The 15,727-nt window shown below is 68.9% G+C and carries 15 protein-coding genes; 7 read left to right on the top strand and 8 right to left on the bottom strand.

Annotated features, from left to right (window positions below; genetic code table 11):
- The 3 genes from P0Y60_17850 to P0Y60_17840 are packed head-to-tail and all read right to left on the bottom strand — an operon-like array spanning position 1 to position 2,160.
- A complete protein-coding gene (locus P0Y60_17850; GenBank protein ID WEK61141.1) occupies positions 1-810 on the bottom strand; it encodes an HAD-IIA family hydrolase in 810 nt (269 codons plus the stop codon).
- A gap of 54 nt (positions 811-864) precedes the next feature.
- Entirely contained in the window at positions 865-1,494 is a 630-nt protein-coding gene (locus P0Y60_17845; GenBank protein ID WEK61140.1) for a metal-dependent transcriptional regulator, read from the bottom strand.
- A 9-nt stretch (positions 1,495-1,503) separates the two neighbouring features.
- Positions 1,504-2,160: a helix-turn-helix domain containing protein gene (locus P0Y60_17840; GenBank protein WEK61139.1), complete on the bottom strand. Its 657-nt coding sequence runs from the start codon at positions 2,158-2,160 to the stop codon at positions 1,504-1,506.
- Positions 2,161-2,228: 68 nt separating this feature from the next.
- Between P0Y60_17840 and P0Y60_17835 the strand changes: the two genes are divergently transcribed.
- Together P0Y60_17835 and P0Y60_17830 are read left to right on the top strand one after the other, a co-directional pair.
- The gene (locus P0Y60_17835) at positions 2,229-3,842 is read left to right on the top strand and encodes an amidohydrolase (GenBank protein WEK61138.1); all 1,614 of its coding nucleotides are present in this window, start codon (positions 2,229-2,231) and stop codon (positions 3,840-3,842) included.
- A gap of 63 nt (positions 3,843-3,905) precedes the next feature.
- Positions 3,906-5,351 carry a Na+/H+ antiporter NhaC family protein gene (locus P0Y60_17830; protein ID WEK61137.1) on the top strand — a complete coding sequence of 482 codons (1,446 nt, stop codon included), beginning with the start codon at positions 3,906-3,908 and terminating at the stop codon, positions 5,349-5,351.
- 17 nt (positions 5,352-5,368) lie between these two features.
- Here the strand turns inward: P0Y60_17830 and P0Y60_17825 are convergent, their stop codons facing one another.
- Together P0Y60_17825 and P0Y60_17820 are read right to left on the bottom strand one after the other, a co-directional pair.
- On the bottom strand, positions 5,369-5,671 hold the full coding sequence (locus P0Y60_17825; GenBank protein WEK61136.1) for a hypothetical protein: 303 nt from the start codon (positions 5,669-5,671) through the stop codon (positions 5,369-5,371).
- 21 nt (positions 5,672-5,692) lie between these two features.
- Positions 5,693-6,979 (bottom strand): Nramp family divalent metal transporter, encoded by a 1,287-nt coding sequence (locus P0Y60_17820; GenBank protein WEK61135.1) that lies wholly within the window; start codon positions 6,977-6,979, stop codon positions 5,693-5,695.
- Between the two features lie 70 nt (positions 6,980-7,049).
- Here P0Y60_17820 and P0Y60_17815 point away from each other — a divergent pair, with 70 nt between their 5' ends.
- Positions 7,050-7,694: a TrmH family RNA methyltransferase gene (locus P0Y60_17815; GenBank protein ID WEK61134.1), complete on the top strand. Its 645-nt coding sequence runs from the start codon at positions 7,050-7,052 to the stop codon at positions 7,692-7,694.
- Between the two features lie 32 nt (positions 7,695-7,726).
- Here the strand turns inward: P0Y60_17815 and P0Y60_17810 are convergent, their stop codons facing one another.
- Positions 7,727-9,049, bottom strand: a complete 1,323-nt coding sequence (locus P0Y60_17810; protein WEK61133.1) for an MATE family efflux transporter — start codon at positions 9,047-9,049, stop codon at positions 7,727-7,729.
- Positions 9,050-9,252: 203 nt separating this feature from the next.
- Between P0Y60_17810 and P0Y60_17805 the strand changes: the two genes are divergently transcribed.
- Together P0Y60_17805 and P0Y60_17800 are read left to right on the top strand one after the other, a co-directional pair.
- The gene (locus P0Y60_17805) at positions 9,253-11,217 is read left to right on the top strand and encodes a peptidase M13 (protein ID WEK61132.1); all 1,965 of its coding nucleotides are present in this window, start codon (positions 9,253-9,255) and stop codon (positions 11,215-11,217) included.
- A 164-nt stretch (positions 11,218-11,381) separates the two neighbouring features.
- A complete protein-coding gene (locus P0Y60_17800; protein ID WEK62940.1) occupies positions 11,382-12,266 on the top strand; it encodes a class A beta-lactamase-related serine hydrolase in 885 nt (294 codons plus the stop codon).
- Between the two features lie 28 nt (positions 12,267-12,294).
- Here the strand turns inward: P0Y60_17800 and P0Y60_17795 are convergent, their stop codons facing one another.
- Positions 12,295-12,714, bottom strand: a complete 420-nt coding sequence (locus tag P0Y60_17795; GenBank protein ID WEK61131.1) for a MarR family transcriptional regulator — start codon at positions 12,712-12,714, stop codon at positions 12,295-12,297.
- Between the two features lie 74 nt (positions 12,715-12,788).
- Between P0Y60_17795 and P0Y60_17790 the strand changes: the two genes are divergently transcribed.
- Together P0Y60_17790 and P0Y60_17785 are read left to right on the top strand one after the other, a co-directional pair.
- Complete coding sequence (locus P0Y60_17790) at positions 12,789-13,727, top strand: zinc-binding alcohol dehydrogenase family protein (GenBank protein ID WEK61130.1); 939 nt, start codon at positions 12,789-12,791, stop codon at positions 13,725-13,727.
- A 26-nt stretch (positions 13,728-13,753) separates the two neighbouring features.
- Complete coding sequence (locus tag P0Y60_17785) at positions 13,754-14,167, top strand: hypothetical protein (GenBank protein ID WEK61129.1); 414 nt, start codon at positions 13,754-13,756, stop codon at positions 14,165-14,167.
- A 19-nt stretch (positions 14,168-14,186) separates the two neighbouring features.
- Here the strand turns inward: P0Y60_17785 and P0Y60_17780 are convergent, their stop codons facing one another.
- Positions 14,187-15,626 carry an MFS transporter gene (locus P0Y60_17780; protein ID WEK61128.1) on the bottom strand — a complete coding sequence of 480 codons (1,440 nt, stop codon included), beginning with the start codon at positions 15,624-15,626 and terminating at the stop codon, positions 14,187-14,189.
- Positions 15,627-15,727 lie beyond the last annotated feature (101 nt).

Raw genomic sequence — 15,727 nt, 5'->3', positions numbered from 1 at the left:
TCAGTCCTCGTCGAGCGTCGGGATGGTGTTGGTGACGGTGGGCAGCAGGTCGGCGACCGAGTCGACGATCTCGTCGGGACGGAACGGGTACTTCTCGATCTCGGTCTGGTCGCTGATGCCGGTGAGCACGAGGATCGTGTGCAGGCCCGCCTCGATGCCCGCGACGATGTCGGTGTCCATGCGGTCGCCGATCATGCCCGTCTTCTTCGAGTGCGCGCCGATCTTGTTGAGCGCCGAGCGGAACATCATCGGGTTCGGCTTGCCGACCACGTAGGGTTCCCTGCCCGTGGCCTTGGTGATGAGCGCCGCGATCGCGCCGGTCGCCGGCATCGGCCCCTCGGCGCTGGGGCCGGTGGCGTCGGGGTTGGTGACGATGAAGCGCGAGCCCGCGTTGATGTGGCGGATGGCCTTGGTGATCGCCTCGAACGAGTAGTTGCGCGTCTCGCCGACGACCACGAAGTCGGGCTTCGTCTCGGTCATGATGAACCCGGCCTCATGCAGCGCGGTGAGGATGCCGGCCTCGCCGATCACGAACGCGGAGCCGCCGGGCAGCTGCTGGGCGAGGAAGTCGGCGGTGGCGAGAGCGGAGGTCCAGATGCGCTCCTCGGGAACGACGAGTCCGCTGGCGCGGAGACGTGCGGAGAGATCGCGCGCCGTGAAGATCGAGTTGTTCGTCAGCACGAGGTAGGGGATGCCGTTGCGCTCCCACCCGGCGAGCATCTCGGATGCTCCGGGGATGGCGTCGTTCTCATGGACGAGCACGCCGTCCATGTCGGTGAGCCAGCATTCGATGTCGTCGCGGTGTGCCATGTGCACAGCCTAGAGGGAGCAGGTATCGGTCCGGTGGACGGCTACGGCGCAGCCTCAGGCCGTGAGCCAGATCACATCTGCTGCGTGCACGATTTCGGCCTGTGTGCCGTCGACCGAGAAGCCGCCCGATGTCACCGACACCTCGACGCCCACAGCGATCCCCGCGGCCTCGACCGCGCGAAGGATCTCCGGGTCCTCGTCGCTGACGCGCAGCACGCGACCCACATGACCCTCGAGGGCGTCGGCGAGCAGCACGAACGGCTCGCGCTCCACTCGTCCGTCGGCATCCGGGATCGCATCGCCGTGCGGGTCGAACCGTGGGCGACCGAGGCGGGCATCGATGCCCTCGAGCAGTCGATCGCTGATGGTGTGCTCGAGCACCTCGGCCTCGTCGTGCACCTCGTGCCAGCCGTAGTCGAACTCGCGCACGAGCCAGGTCTCGACGAGTCGGTGGCGGCGCACCATCGCGAGGGCGCGGCGTGTGCCGGCATCCGTCAACCGCACCGCGCCGTAGGGCACGTGTGAGACGAGACCCGCGGCGGCGAGCTTCTTCACCATCTCGGTGACTGATGACGGTGCGATGCCGAGCTTGGCGGCCAAGACCGACGGGGTGATCGGTGCGTCCTGCCATTCGGTGTGCGCGTACACCGTCTTCAGGTAGTCGTCTGCTGCCGGAGATGCCACCGGAACAGTCTAGATCAGGGGGTCGCGGGCCCACGAGGTCAGGCCGCGGATCAGGGCGCGCACCCCGATCTCGAAGGTGCGGCGGGCGGGGGCGTCGCTCAGGCGCGCGCGGGCGGACTCTGCCTCCGCGAAGACGGGGAACTCGGATGCGAGGTGCTGGGGCGACATGTTGTCCGCCGGCGCGAGGGCATCGAGTGCGGAGCCGATGATGAAGGACTCGAGAGCGACGATCGTGTCGACGATTGTCTCGGTCGGCCAGCCATCGTCGGTGAGAAGGCGCGCGATCTGCTCGTAGTCGGCGAACGATGCCTCATCCGCGTCGATCGGAGACATAGCGAGCATCACCATGGCCTCGGGGGCGCGGATGGCGGCGTCACGGTAGCTGTGTGCCCAGGCCAGGAGCGCGTCTTCCACGGCCATCTCATGCAGCACGGGGGAGACGAGCGCGCGACTGACCTGCCCGCGCATCGCCCGGATCACGGCGTCGCGATTGGCGAAGTGGTGGTAGAGCGCTGAGGTGCGCACGCCGAGCGATTCCGCCAGAGCGGTCATCGTGAACTGGCGCGGAGTGCGCTGTGCGCTGAGCCGGAACGCCGCCTTCAGGATGCTCTCCTCGGTGAGCACCTGTGTCGACGGGCGACCGACGCTGCGCGGAGTTTTCGTCATCGTGCTCGATTCTGCTCTTGTGTCTGCTACTTTATTGAAACTCTTTCAATACTGACGAAAGCACAGTCATGACCGGTTTCGACGTCGACACCATTGTCACCGGCGCGCACGTGGTCACGATGGACCCGCGCCGCCCGCAGGCCACAGCGTTCGCCGTGCGCGGCGGCCGCTTCCTCGCCGTCGGCGACGACGCGCTGGTGCGCGAACTGCGGGGACCCCGTACCGTCGTGCACGACCTCGGCGGTGCGGCCGTGACGCCTGGGCTCATCGATGCACACCTGCATCCGATCCAGGGGATCGAGCTGACCGCCGGCATCGACCTCGGCGGCATCACCTCCGGCGCCGCCCTGCTCGCGGCGCTCCGCTCCGAGGCGGATCGGGCGCTCGCCGCCGACGCCGATCCGTGGGTGCGGGGGTGGAACGTCGACTACGACGTGTTTCACGACCTCCCGATGACGGCCGAGGCCATCGAGGATGCCGTGCGCGGGCTCCCGACGCTGCTGATCCTGTTCGACGGCCACACCGCGCTCGCCAGCCGTGCCGGTATGGGCCGGGCCGGGATCACGGGCGCCCGCGACTTCGAGGATTCCTCGCGCATCGTCACCGATTCCGACGGATCCCCGACCGGCGAGCTACGCGAACTCGGCGCCTATGAGCCGGTGCGATTGCGTGCCCCCGCGCTCAGTCGTGCGCAGACACTGGCAGTCGGGCACGAGCTGCTGCGCGGACTCCGTGGCTCCGGCCTCACCGGCGGAACGATCATGGACGGCGGTTTCGCGACCCTCGAGCTGCTGGACGCGCTGGAGCAGGGCCCCGGCCTCCCGATCCGCATCGTCTCGGCCATCGACCATGAGCCCGGGTTCGATGCGGAACGGACGGCTCTCAACCTCGGAGTGCGTGACCGCCGGGGCGATCGCTGGCGCGGCGGTGTGGTCAAGCTCTACGCCGACGGTGTGGTCGAGACCGGCACCGCATGGCTGTACGAGCCCGACACCGCTGGTGAGGGGCGGGAGCCGTTCTGGAAGGATGCCGCGGCCTACGCCCGTACGGTCCGTCGGTACGCCGACGCCGGATTCCAGGTCGCGACGCATGCGATCGGCGACCGAGCGGTCGGCGAGGTCGTCGACGCGTACCTCGCTGCCGGAGTGCGCAGTGCCACCGGTGCTCCGCATCGCATCGAGCACCTCGAGACGACGACGGACGTAGACGTCGCGCGGATCGCCGCCGCCGGCATCACGGCATCCATGCAGCCGCTGCACATGCAGTGGCGCAAGGCAGACGGCTCGGACGATTGGTCGCGCAAGCTGGGGCACGAACGTGCCGCCCGCGCCTGGCGTGTGCGCGACTACTGGGATGCCGGAGCGCCCCTCGCCCTGGGCTCGGACTGGCCCATCGCGCAGAACGACGCACGCATCGGCCTCGCGTGGGCGATGCTGCGTCGGCGTCCCGGTGACCGCAACGCCCCGGTCTTCGAGCCGGAGCAGGTCCTCACTCCTTACCAGGCGCTGCACGGCTACACCATCGGCGCCGCCCGAGCCCAGGGCGACGCCGATCTCGGCCGCATCGCCCCCGGTTTCCGGGCCGACTACGCCGTGTGGGCGGAGAACCCGCTGCACGTCTCCCCGGATGACCTCCCCGATCTGCCCGTACAGGGGACGGTCGTCGGCGGCGTCGAGTCCTGACCCGGGACTCGCCCCCGCACCCCTGCAAGACTTCTGCTCGCCCTTCACACTGAGGTGACTTCCATGCCAGAATTCGGCGCTCTCGCCCTCCTCCCCATCGCGGTGATCCTCGTCGTCGCGGTCGCCACCCGTCGCACCCTCTTCGCCCTGTTCTGCGGCACCGTCGCCGGAGCGCTGATCCTCGGCGGCTGGGGCGGCTTCGACATCTGGGTCGAGTACACCGGCAAGGCGCTCTCGAACGCCACCGCGCAGTGGCTGCTGCTGATCGTCGCGCTGTTCGGCATCCTGATGATGCTGTTCGAGAAGTCGGGCATCGTCACCGACTTCGCATCGTGGGCGGAGCGGTTCGTGACCTCGCGTCGCAAGTCGACCGTGCTGACCTTCCTGCTGTCGATCGTGCTGTTCGTCGACGACTACCTCAACGTGCTCACCACCGGCACCTCGATGAAGCAGGTCACCGACCGCTACCGGGTGCCGCGTACGCAGCTCGGCGCGATCATGAAGATGACGGCCGCGCCGATCGCCGTGCTGATCCCCGTGTCGACGTGGGCGCTGTTCTTCTCCGGCCTGTTCGAGGCGCAGGGCGTCACGGTGGACGGCTCCGGCTTCGGCGCCTACCTGCAGGCCATCCCGTACATCTTCTTCGGCTGGGCCGCGCTTGCGGTCGCGCTACTGATGAGCATCGGCTGGCTGCCGAAGTTCGGCGTGATCAGACGCGATGCGCTGCGGGCGGAGCGAGACGGCGATGTCTTCCCGATCGGCACGACCGACGAGGAGCGCCGCGCCGAGGGTGTGGCGCTGCTGAGCGAGCTGCGCGCCGACGACCCGGACGGCTCGACGGCACAGCGGGTCGCGACGGCACTCGCGACCTCGACCGACACCACGCGAAAGCCGCAGCCGTGGGGCTTCCTGATCGCCATGGTCGTTCTGGTCGGGGTGACGATCATGACCAACGCGAACGTGGTCGCCGGCACCGCTGCGGCGCTGGCCGTCACCGTCGTCATCGTGCTCCTGCAGCGTCGACTCAGCATCCGTGGGGTGCTGGATGCCGCGCTCGAGGGTATCGAGAGCATGCTGTTCGTGATGATCCTCACGGTTCTCGCCTTCATGGTGCAGGAGATGAACGTCACCCTGCAGCTCGCCGAGTTCGTGATCCAGGTCACCGAGCCGGTGCTCACCCCGGCGCTGCTGCCCGCGATCGTGTTCGCGGTGTGCGGCATCTACGCGTACGCGACCGGATCGTTCTGGGATCTCGCCGCCGTGATCACCCCGGTGGTGCTTCCGCTCGCGATCGCTCTCGGGGCCGATCCGATCCTCGCGGGCGCGGCGGTGTTCTCCGGCGCCGCGCTGGGCAGCACCACGTGCCTCTACGGCGACGGCATCATCCTCGCCTCGCGGTCGATCGGCATCAAACCGATCAACCTCATGCTGGCGATCCTTCCCTACGCCGGGATCGCCGCCGGGTTGTCGCTCGTGCTGTACCTGGTGACGGGGTTTGTCACGGCCTAGCGGTCAGGGGTCGGTGATCAGGGGTTCGCCACGGCGACGAGGATGCCGAAGGCGGCCTGACCGGCGAAGAACACCACGAGGAAGCCGAGCAGGGCGGCGAAGAGCGACAGGCGTCCATCGAAGCCCTCGATGTCGGCGATGCCGATCTTGCGTGCGCGGAACGCGAGCACGAGGGTCGCGATGCCCAGTGCGAGCTGCACCCACGGGCCACCGGCGCCGACGACCTTCGGGAAGGCGACCAGCAGACCGCCGATCACGCCCGTCGCGATGCCGATCCAGGTGAGGATGCGGACGTTGCGACGGGCGATCTCGGCAGACATGACTCCGAGCCTATCCGTGCCTCAGGCGCCGGTCAGCACGAGCCAGAGCAGTGCCGCGTTCAGCGCGATGAGCAGCACCGAGGCGATGATGCCGGCCGCGGTGGTCCAGGCCCTGTTCGCCCACACGCCCAGCGTGCGGCGCTGCGCGGTGAGGGCGACGAGCGGGATCAGCGCGAACGGGATGCCGAACGACAGCACGACCTGACTGAGCACCAGAGCGAGCGTGGGGTCGACGCCGATGCCGAGGATCACGAGGGCGGGGATCAGTGTCACCAGTCGGCGGGCGAGCAGCGGGATGCGCACATGCAGCAGCCCGTGCATGATCTCGGCTCCGGCGTACGCACCGACCGAGGTCGAGGCGAGCCCCGAGGCGAGGAGGCCCACCGCGAAGAACGTCGCGACGACGGGCCCGAGCCCGGCGGCCAGTGCCGCGTGCGCTCCCTCGAGCGAGTCGGTGCCCTCGACGCCGGCGAGGTTCGCCGCCGCCAGCAGTAGGATCGCCAGGTTCACCGACCCCGCGATGAGCATCGCGATCGACACGTCCCACCGGGTGGCGGTGAGCAGCCGTCGGATGCGGGAGGTCTCGGTGCGCACGGCCTCGTCGCCGGCGTGCGAGGTCCTGGCGCCGAAGCGGTCGCGGGAGAGGGAGGAGTGGGCGTAGATCGCGTGCGGCATGATCGTGGCACCGAGGATGGATGCCGCGAGCAGCACCGACCCGGTGTCCTCGAAGCGCGGCATCAGGCCACCCACCACCCCCGCCGGGTCGGGCGGCGCGACGAAGACGCCCGCGACGAAACCGATGGTGATGATCGCCATCAGGGCGATGATCACGAACTCGAACGGCTTCGGTCCGCGGCGGCTCTGCACGGCGAGCAGGATCATCGACACGGCCCCCGTGATGACTCCGCCGAGCAGGAGCGGCACGTTGAACAGCAGGTTCAGGGCGACCGCGCCACCGATCACCTCGGCGAGGTCGGTCGCCATGGCCACGAGCTCGGCCTGCAACCAGTAGGAGCGTCGCGCCCATCGATTCTTGAGGCGCGAGCCGAGCAACTCGGGAAGGCTCTGCCCCGTGACCACGCCCAGCTTCGCGGAGAGGTACTGGATGAGCCACGCCATCACGTTGCCCGCCACGACGACCCAGACCAGCAGGTAACCGTACTGCGCGCCGGCGGTCATGTTGCTGGCGACGTTGCCCGGGTCGAGGTAGGCCACGCCCGCGACCAGGGCGGGACCGAGCAGCCACAGACTGCGGGGTGGGGCGGTGCGGGTCACGGGCGCCTCGGCGAGCTCGGAATTTTTAGGCATGCCGAAATCTTAGCGGATATTTCGGTGTGCCTAAAAATTATTCTGCGATCCGTCCGGATAGCCTGGCGGGATGGAAGAGCAGACGCCCGAGAGCAGCACGCCCGAGCGCACCACGCACGGCGTGGGGCCCTGGCCGGGCGGCGCGGAGGCCTGGCCCGAGGGGGAGCAGTACGACCCCGAACTGCTGGAGGGCGGCGACACGCGCAACGTGATCGATCGCTACCGCTACTGGCGGATGGAGGCCATCGTCGCGGATCTCGACACGCAGCGGCATCCGTTCCATGTCGCGATCGAGAACTGGCAGCACGACATGAACATCGGCTCGATCGTGCGCAGCGCCAACGCGTTCCTCGCCGACACCGTGCACATCATCGGACGGCGCCGCTGGAACAAGCGCGGCGCGATGGTCACCGACCGCTACCAGCACGTCGTGCACCATGACGACGTCGAGACCTTCGCAGCCTGGGCGGCGAGCGAGGGCATCCCGATCATCGCGGTCGACAACGTCGAGGGCTCTGTTCCGGTCGACCATGCGGACCTCCCCGAACGCTGCGTGCTGCTGTTCGGTCAGGAGGGGCCAGGACTCTCAGCGGAAGCGCTCGCCGCGGCATCCGGTCACGTCGAGATCACGCAGTACGGCTCGACGCGCTCGATCAACGCCAGCGCCGCAGCCGCCGTGATCATGTATGAATGGTGCCGCCGCTTCGCCCGATGAGCGTGTGGCCTTGAGTCAGTCCGGCGGCGGCGTCAGGCGGCTGCAGACAGCCAGCGGCCTGAACGCACCCGCCACCCGAGCGTCGCGAGACGCGCGAGCAGGTACACGCCGAAGAATGCGAGCGAGAGCCAGATGAGTCCGGCGCTGCCGTCGACCCCCACGGCCGCGATGATCCACAGCGCGGGCAGGAACGGCACCAGGTTCAGGCCGCCCGCGATCGCGAGGTAGCGGGCGTCGTTCGCGCCCATGAGCACGCCGTCGAGCACGAACACCACGCCCGCGATCGGTTGGGCGACCGCGAGCACGATCAATGCCGGCTGCACCAGGGTCGCGACCGTGAGGTCGCCCGTGAACACGATGCCGAGCACACCCGAGAGCGCCGCAATCAGGGCGCCCACGATGACGCCGAACCAGGCGCCCCACGCGACGGTTCGTCCGAGCACGCGGTGCACGCGCTGCTCGTCGCCGGCGCCGAGTTCCTTGCCGATCAGTGCCTGTGCTGCGATCGCGAGCGCGTCGAGAGCGAAGGCGGCCGCCGAGAAGATCGTGAAGACGATCTGCCAGCCCGCGAGCTCCTGTGTGCCGAGGCCGGTGGCGATGCCGACGGTGGCGAGCAGTGCGACCCGCAGGCTCACGGTGCGCAGGAACAGCCACCCGCCGGAGCGCGCGGTGTTGCGCATTCCGTCGCGCTGGGCGCGGATCGACGCGCTGTGCTTCGTGGCCAGGCGGCGTATGACGAGCACGTAGGCGGCGACCATGCCCCACTGTGCGGTGATCGTGCCCGCTGCCGACCCGGCGATGCCCCAGCCGAAGCCGTAGATGAAGACCACGTTCAGCAGGGCGTTCGCGCCGAAGCCGAGTCCGGCGATCCACAGCGGAGTGACCGTGTCCTGCATGCCGCGCAGCAAGCCGGTGGCGGCGAACACGATCAGCATCGCGGGCAGACCCCACATCGAGATCACGAGGTAGTCGTTCGCCTGCGCCGAGACCGCATCCCCCGCGCCGAAGAGCGAGACCAGCCAGGGAGAGGACACCGCCCCGATCACCGCGAGCACCGAGCCGAGTCCGAGCGCGAGCCACATGCCGTTGATGCCCACCGTGACCGCCTCGCCCGGCTGTCCGGCGCCGAAGCGACGTGCGACGGCCGGAGTCGTGGAGTAGGCGAGGAACACCATCAGACCCACGATCGTCTGCAGCACGGCGCCGGCGATGCCGAGACCGGCCAGTGGCGTGGTGCCGAGGTGCCCGACCAGCGCGGCGTCGACGATCAGGAACGCGGGCTCGGCCATGAGCGCTCCGAGCGCGGGCACGGCGAGGCGCAGGATCTCTCGGTTGAGGGAGATGCGCGTGGTCATCCTCCGAGCCTATGGGCAGGCACGGACGCTGGAAGTCGGGGGAGTATGCGGAAGTTGGCACCTCTCGTCGGAATCTCCTCGTCATAGCGGCAACAGGTGCCAACTCGAACGTGGAGGAGTCCGCGGAGTGTATGTGTGTGGGTGTGGGCGTCTCGTGACGCGTTCCGTGCGCAATGGGGGAGGCTGGTCATAGGGTGGAGCGCATGACTGACGTTCTCCCCGCAGGCCTGGCCACCGCAGAGTTCAGCTCCGACATCCGCCCGCAGGACGACCTGTATCGCCACGTCAACGGCGCCTGGCTCGCCCGCACCGAGATCCCGGGCGACAAGGCCCGGTGGGGGTCGTTCCACCTTCTCGCCGAACAGGCCGAGGCCGACGTTCGCGCGATCATCGAAGAGTCGCAGTCCGCCGAGGCCGGCACTCTCGCGGCGAAGATCGGCGATCTGTTCGCGAGCTTCATGGACACCGAGCGCATCGCCGCCGCCGGAGTCACTCCACTGGCCGAGACGCTCGCAGAGATCGATGCGATCGACGGCATCCCGGGCTTCCTGCGCACGGTCGGCGCCTACGACCGCGACGGCCGCGCGCACCTCCTGGGCTTCTACACCGACGGTGACCCGGGCAACCCCGAGCGCTACGTTCCCGTCATCGTGCAGTCCGGGCTGTCGTTGCCCGACGAGAGCTACTTCCGCCTCGACACGTTCCAGGAGACCCGTGCGAGCTACCGCGCGCATCTCGAGCGCCTGCTCGCCCTCGGGGGGATCACGGATGCCGCGGGCGACGCCGACCGCGCGATCGCGCTCGAGACCGAGCTCGCCGGCCACCACTGGGACAACGTGCGCAGCCGTGACGCGGTCGCGACTTACAACCTGAAGACCTGGGAGGAGATCCAGGCGCTCGCGGGCGTGGATCTCACCCCGTGGCGCGAGGCGGTCGCCCCGTCGAACCCCGCCGCGTTCGACGAGGCCGTCGTCTCGCAGCCGAGCTTCCTCGAAGGTCTCGGCACGCTGCTCGTCGCCGAGCGTCTCGACGACTGGAAGGCCTGGTTGCGCGCGCAGGTCGTGCACGCCGCCGCCCCGTACCTCACCGACGATCTCGTGCTCGAGAACTTCTCGTTCTACGGCACCGAGCTCACCGGCGTGCCGAGCATCCGCGAACGCTGGAAGCGCGGCGTCTCGGTCACCGAGAGCGCCCTGGGCGAAGCGATCGGAAAGGTCTACGTCGAGCGCCACTACCCGCCGACGGCGAAGGCCGCGATGGATGAACTCGTCGCGAACCTGATCGAGGCCTACCGCCACAGCATCGTCGACCTCGAGTGGATGACGGCCGAGACGCGGGAACGCGCCCTCGCCAAGCTCGACGCCTTCACGCCGAAGATCGGCCACCCCGACGTCTGGCGCGACTACTCGACTCTCGCGATCGACCGCGCCGACCTGTTCGGCAACGTGCGTCGCGCCGCCATCTTCGAGCACGACCGCAACGTCGACAAGGTGGGCAAGCCCATTGATCGCGACGAGTGGCACATGCCGCCGCAGATGGTGAACGCCTACTACAACCCGTCGATGAACGAGATCGTGTTCCCCGCGGCCATCCTGCAGTACCCGTTCTTCGATGCCGGCCGCGACGCCGCCGCGAACTACGGCGGCATCGGCGCGGTGATCGGTCATGAGATCGGCCACGGCTTCGACGACCAGGGCAGCCGCTACGACGGCAGCGGCCGTCTGGAGGACTGGTGGACGGATGCCGACCGTGCTGCGTTCGAGGAGCGCACCAAGGCGCTCATCGCCCAGTATGACGAGCTCGTGCCCGAGGGCCTCGACGCGGAGCACCACGTCAACGGTGCGCTCACGATCGGCGAGAACATCGGTGACCTGGGCGGTCTCGGCATCGCGCTGAAGGCTTATGAGCTCTCGCTGGATGGCGCGGAGGCGCCCGTGATCGACGGGTACACCGGGGTGCAGCGCCTGCTGCTCTCGTGGGCCCAGGTGTGGCAGCAGAAGAGCCGTGATGCCGAGACGCTGCGACTGCTCACGATCGACCCGCACTCGCCGAACGAGTTCCGTTGCAACCAGATCGTGCGCAACATCGACGCCTTCTACGAGGCGTTCGAGGTGGCCGATGCGGATGCTCTCTGGCTGGCGCCGGAGGCCCGTGTGACCATCTGGTGACCAATCGCCGCACTCTGTGAGTGATCCCCATCGGGCGGGGTTACGATAGCCCTGCCGCTGGGGAACGTGCCCCTTCGGCGTCCCCTTTCCACCCCCCTCGGTAAGGATCCTGCGTGGGCGCGCCAAAACCTTCGGCCCCCGAGCCCGTCGACGGCTCGAACGCCATGCTGCGACGCTCGCAGCGACCGGGCAGGCGCCTTCCGCGACGTGCGGCGCTGGGGCGTCGATCCTTCACCTCGACCCTGCGGGCACTCGAAGCGCTCGTCGATTCGGGGGCGCAGGTCTCGGTGCACGTGGTCGACCTCGACAGTCACGAGCACGTGCTCGCCGGTGATGACCACGTCACGATGCCGGTCGGCGGCCTCGGAGTTGTACCGCTGCTGATCGAGGTGGCGGCGGCATTCGAGAGCGGGGAGCTCGATCCGCTCGAGATCATCGAGCGTGAGAGCGTCGATGCGGTGTCTTCATCCGGTCTGTGGCGTCACCTGCACGCGCCCGCGTTGCCCCTGGAAGACCTGGCCGTGCTCGCGGCGACGGCGGGCGACCCGATCGCCGTGAACGCCCTGCTGCAGAAGGTCGGGCACGACCGGGTGCGGCAGCGCATCGAATCCCTCGGGTTGCGGCGCACCGCTCTCCTGGACCGGTTCCGCGATCGCCGCGGGCCGGATGACGCGCCTCAGGTCGCTGTCGGCTCGACGCGCGAACTGGCCGGGCTCTTCTCCGCGCTGGTGAACTCCGCCGTGGTCGATGCGGCTGTCAGCGCTCAGGTGTCGGAGTGGCTCAGTCTGAATCAGGACCTCAGCCTGGTCGCGGCATCCACGGGCCTTGACCCGTTCGCGCACGACCACGACGACCACGGCCTGCTCTTCGTGAACAAGACCGGACGCGATCGTGGCGTCCGCGCCGAGGCGGGTGTGCTCGCTGGCCCGCGGGCCGGCGTCGCCTACTCGCTCATCGTCTGCTTCGACGACCTCTCGATCACGCATCGCCTGCGCGCGCACGACGCCTTCCGAGTGCTCGGCGTCGAACTGATGGAGTACACGCACTGACCTGTGCCGGACGTTCCGGCTGACGGGGTCAGGGGAGCATCCGACGCAGCAGCTCGGTCAGGGCGCTGCGATCGTCTCCGGGCAGCCGCTCGGTGAGCGGGAGCAGTGTGGTGCGCAGGGAGACGCTGAGCGCATCGGCGACGGCGCGGCCACGGTCGGTGAGCACGACATCGACAGCGCGCGCATCCTGTTCGTTCGGCATGCGGGCGAGCAGCTCTTTGCGCTCCGCGCGCGCCACCAGTCCGGTCATCGTCGACCTCTCCAGCCCCAGGTACTCGGCGAGGTCGCTCATACGCAGTCGTCGATCCCGCAGGATCGCCAGCACCCGCAGCTGAGTCAGTGAGAGGCCGGCGTCGGCGGCGATTCCGGTCAGTGCTCCCATCGTCATGAACGCCGTCTGCCCGAGTGCGTCGATGAGATCGTCATCGTCCTGAGTGTCGCGCCGCATGGTTCGAGCATAGCTTGACGAGATTCGTATTACGAACTAGATTGCTTCGTAATACGAATGAAAGAAGGATGATCATGCACGCAGCAGTCGTCACCGCGTTCGGCTCCGCACCCGTGTGGCAGTCGTTCAGCGAGCCGGAGCCGGAAGGCGCCGAGGTCGTCGTCGATGTTCTCGCCGTAGGGATCCACCCCCGCGTCCGCTCTCAGGCGGACGGATCGCACTACGCGAGCGAGGGCTCACTTCCGCTCATCCCGGGAGTGGATGGGGTCGGCCGGTTTCCGGACGGCACCACGCGCTACTTCGTGGTGGCCAGCGACACGCGCGGGTCGATGGCAGAACGCGTCGCCGTCGATCCGCGGGCCAGTGTGGTCATTCCCGACGGTGCCGACCCTGTGGCGGTCGCCGCGGCGGCCAACCCGGTCATGTCATCCTGGGTTGCGTTGCGTCACCGGATCGCCTGGACACCCCGTGCGCGAGTGCTGGTCCTCGGCGCGACGGGTGCCGCCGGTTCGGCAGCCATCCAGGTCGCGAAGCACCTCGGGGCCTCGCACGTCATCGCCAGCGGTCGGAACGCCGTGCAGCTCGTAGAGCTGCCCTCGCTCGGCGCCGACGAGATCGTTCCCGTGCAGGATGCCGATGCGATCGGCCGCGCCGCTGCCGATGTCGATGTCGTGCTCGACTACGTCTGGGGGAGCCCGGCCGCCGATGCCATGCGCGCCATCGTCACGGCCAGAGCGGCGCGGGGGACGCGGCTCGATTGGATCACCATCGGATCGTCCGCGGGACAGGACGCAGCGATCCCGTCGGCCGCGCTTCGTTCTTCCGGACTCACGATCGTGGGGAGCGGACAAGGATCGGTCGGTCGGGCGGCCTTCGTGGCCGAGCTTCCCGAGATCGTCCGGGTGATCGCGGACGGCACGATCACGACCGCCTCGAGAGCTGTTCCGGCATCCCAGGTCGAGACGGCATGGGATGCCACGGGCGGTGCGAGGCGGCTGGTGGTCACTCTCTGACTGGACAGGCTCGCTAGCATCGAGCCATGACGCGCCCCGACTGGACTCCGCACCGTCGCGACGACGGTGAGCTGCTCGGCTGGATCCATCCCGTCGGCGATGCCTGGGCGGCGGTCGACCTGCTCGGACGATCTGTCACCGGCCCGACCGAGTGGCTCGACGCCGAGGCGGCGCTCGAGCAGCACGGCATCGCCTGGCTCGCCGACGCGTGGATGCTCGACGGCGAGGGCGACCGTCCGCTGCGGGTTCGCCTGCTCGAGGTGACGCCCGACCGCGACGGCGTGCCCGGGCGCATCGTGGTGAAGGCCGACGACTTCGGCGACATGACGCGTCCGGCGACCGCGCAGTTCACCCTCGCGTGGCCGATCCCCGCGCGTCTGAGGCTGCCGAACGACGGCGACCCGGATCCGCGCACGATCTCGCTGAGTGCTGATCGCTGAGCGCTGAGCCCTGAGAGGTTCAGGGCAGGGACGGATGCTGTTCGCTGGCGCGCTGCTTCGGGATGAACAGCGACAGCACGACCGCGATGGTGCCGGCGGCGATCGCGAGCCAGAAGCACACCTCGAACGCCTGGCGGGTCGGCACCGTGATGCCGTCGACCTGCACGCTCATGGCGGCGAGGACCCCGCCCATCACGGCTGAGGCGCTGGACGTGCCGACCGAGCGGAACAGCGCGTTGAGGCCGTTCGACGCGCCGGTCTCGTTGGCCGGCACGGAACGCATGATGATCATCGGCATCGCGGCGAAGCTGAACCCGATCCCGATGCCGATGAAGATGTTCGCGACGAAGATGTGCCACACCTCGCTCGACCACAGCAGCACGAACACGTAGGCCAGCACGATCGCCGCCGCACCGACCGTGAACAGCGGACGCGGGCCGACGGTGCGCTCCAGCCAGCCCGACAACGGTGAGATCACCATCATCACGAGACCGGCCGGCATGATCACGAGCGATGCGGCGACCATGTCGAGGCCGAAGCCCGAGCCGGCTCCGACGGGCATCTCGAGCAGCTGGGGGAACGTGACGTTCGATGCGAAGAGCGCGAAGCCCATGCCGATCGCGGCGACGTTCGTGAACAGCACGGCGGGGCGCGCCGCGACGCGCAGGTCGAGAAGCGGGTCCTTCGTGCGCAGCTGGTACCAGCCCCACACCAGCAGCACGACGATGCCGCCGATGATGCAGGTGAGGGTGAGCGGCGCGGTCCATCCCCATTCGGCGCCACGCGAGACGAACAGCAGGATGCCGGTGAGGCCGATCGCGAGGCCGATCGCGCCGAGCACGTCGAGCCGCCCGGGGAAGCGGAGCACGTCTTCGGGGATGATGGCGAGCACGAGCACCAGCCCGATCACGCCCAGAGCCGCCGCGAGCCAGAACAGCCAGTGCCAGTCCGCGTTCTGCGCGAGAAGCGCCGCCACCGGCATGCCGATCGCGCCGCCCACTCCCATCGTCGCGCTCATCAGGGCGACCGCGGTGCCGAGTCGCTCGATGGGCAGCACGTCGCGCATGATCGCGATGCCGAGGGGCACCACGCCCGTGACGGCGCCCTGGAGCGCGCGGCCGATGATCACGCCGACGATCGAGCCCGACAGCGCGGCGATCACGGAACCCAGGATCAGCAGGGCCAGCAGCACGATCACGACGCGGCGCTTGCCGTACATGTCGCCCAGGCGACCGGAGATCGGGGTGGCGACGGCGGCGACCAGCAGCGTGATCGTCACGACCCAGGTGGTGTCTTCGCGGGAGGCGTTCAGCAGCTGCGGAAGCTCGGCCTGCAGGGGAACGACCAGCGTGAACATGAACGAGGAGCAGAGCCCGGCGAACGCGAGAACCGCGACGATCGCCCACTTCGGAGGGGTGCGGGAGAGTCGTCTTCTGGTTCTGTCGTCGTTCGCACCCACCGACCCAGGCTATCGGCGCCCGCCGACACCGGGGCCGGATCGAGCCGCTGAGGACGGGGGATCGAGCATCCGATTCTGCGATCTCCCCTCGGAGGGGCAGA

It is taken from the genome of Candidatus Microbacterium colombiense, assembly GCA_029203165.1.
GTDB lineage: Bacteria > Actinomycetota > Actinomycetes > Actinomycetales > Microbacteriaceae > Microbacterium > Microbacterium colombiense.
Note: the sequence above shows the minus strand (reverse complement) of the source record. Positions and strands in the feature narration are given on the sequence as shown.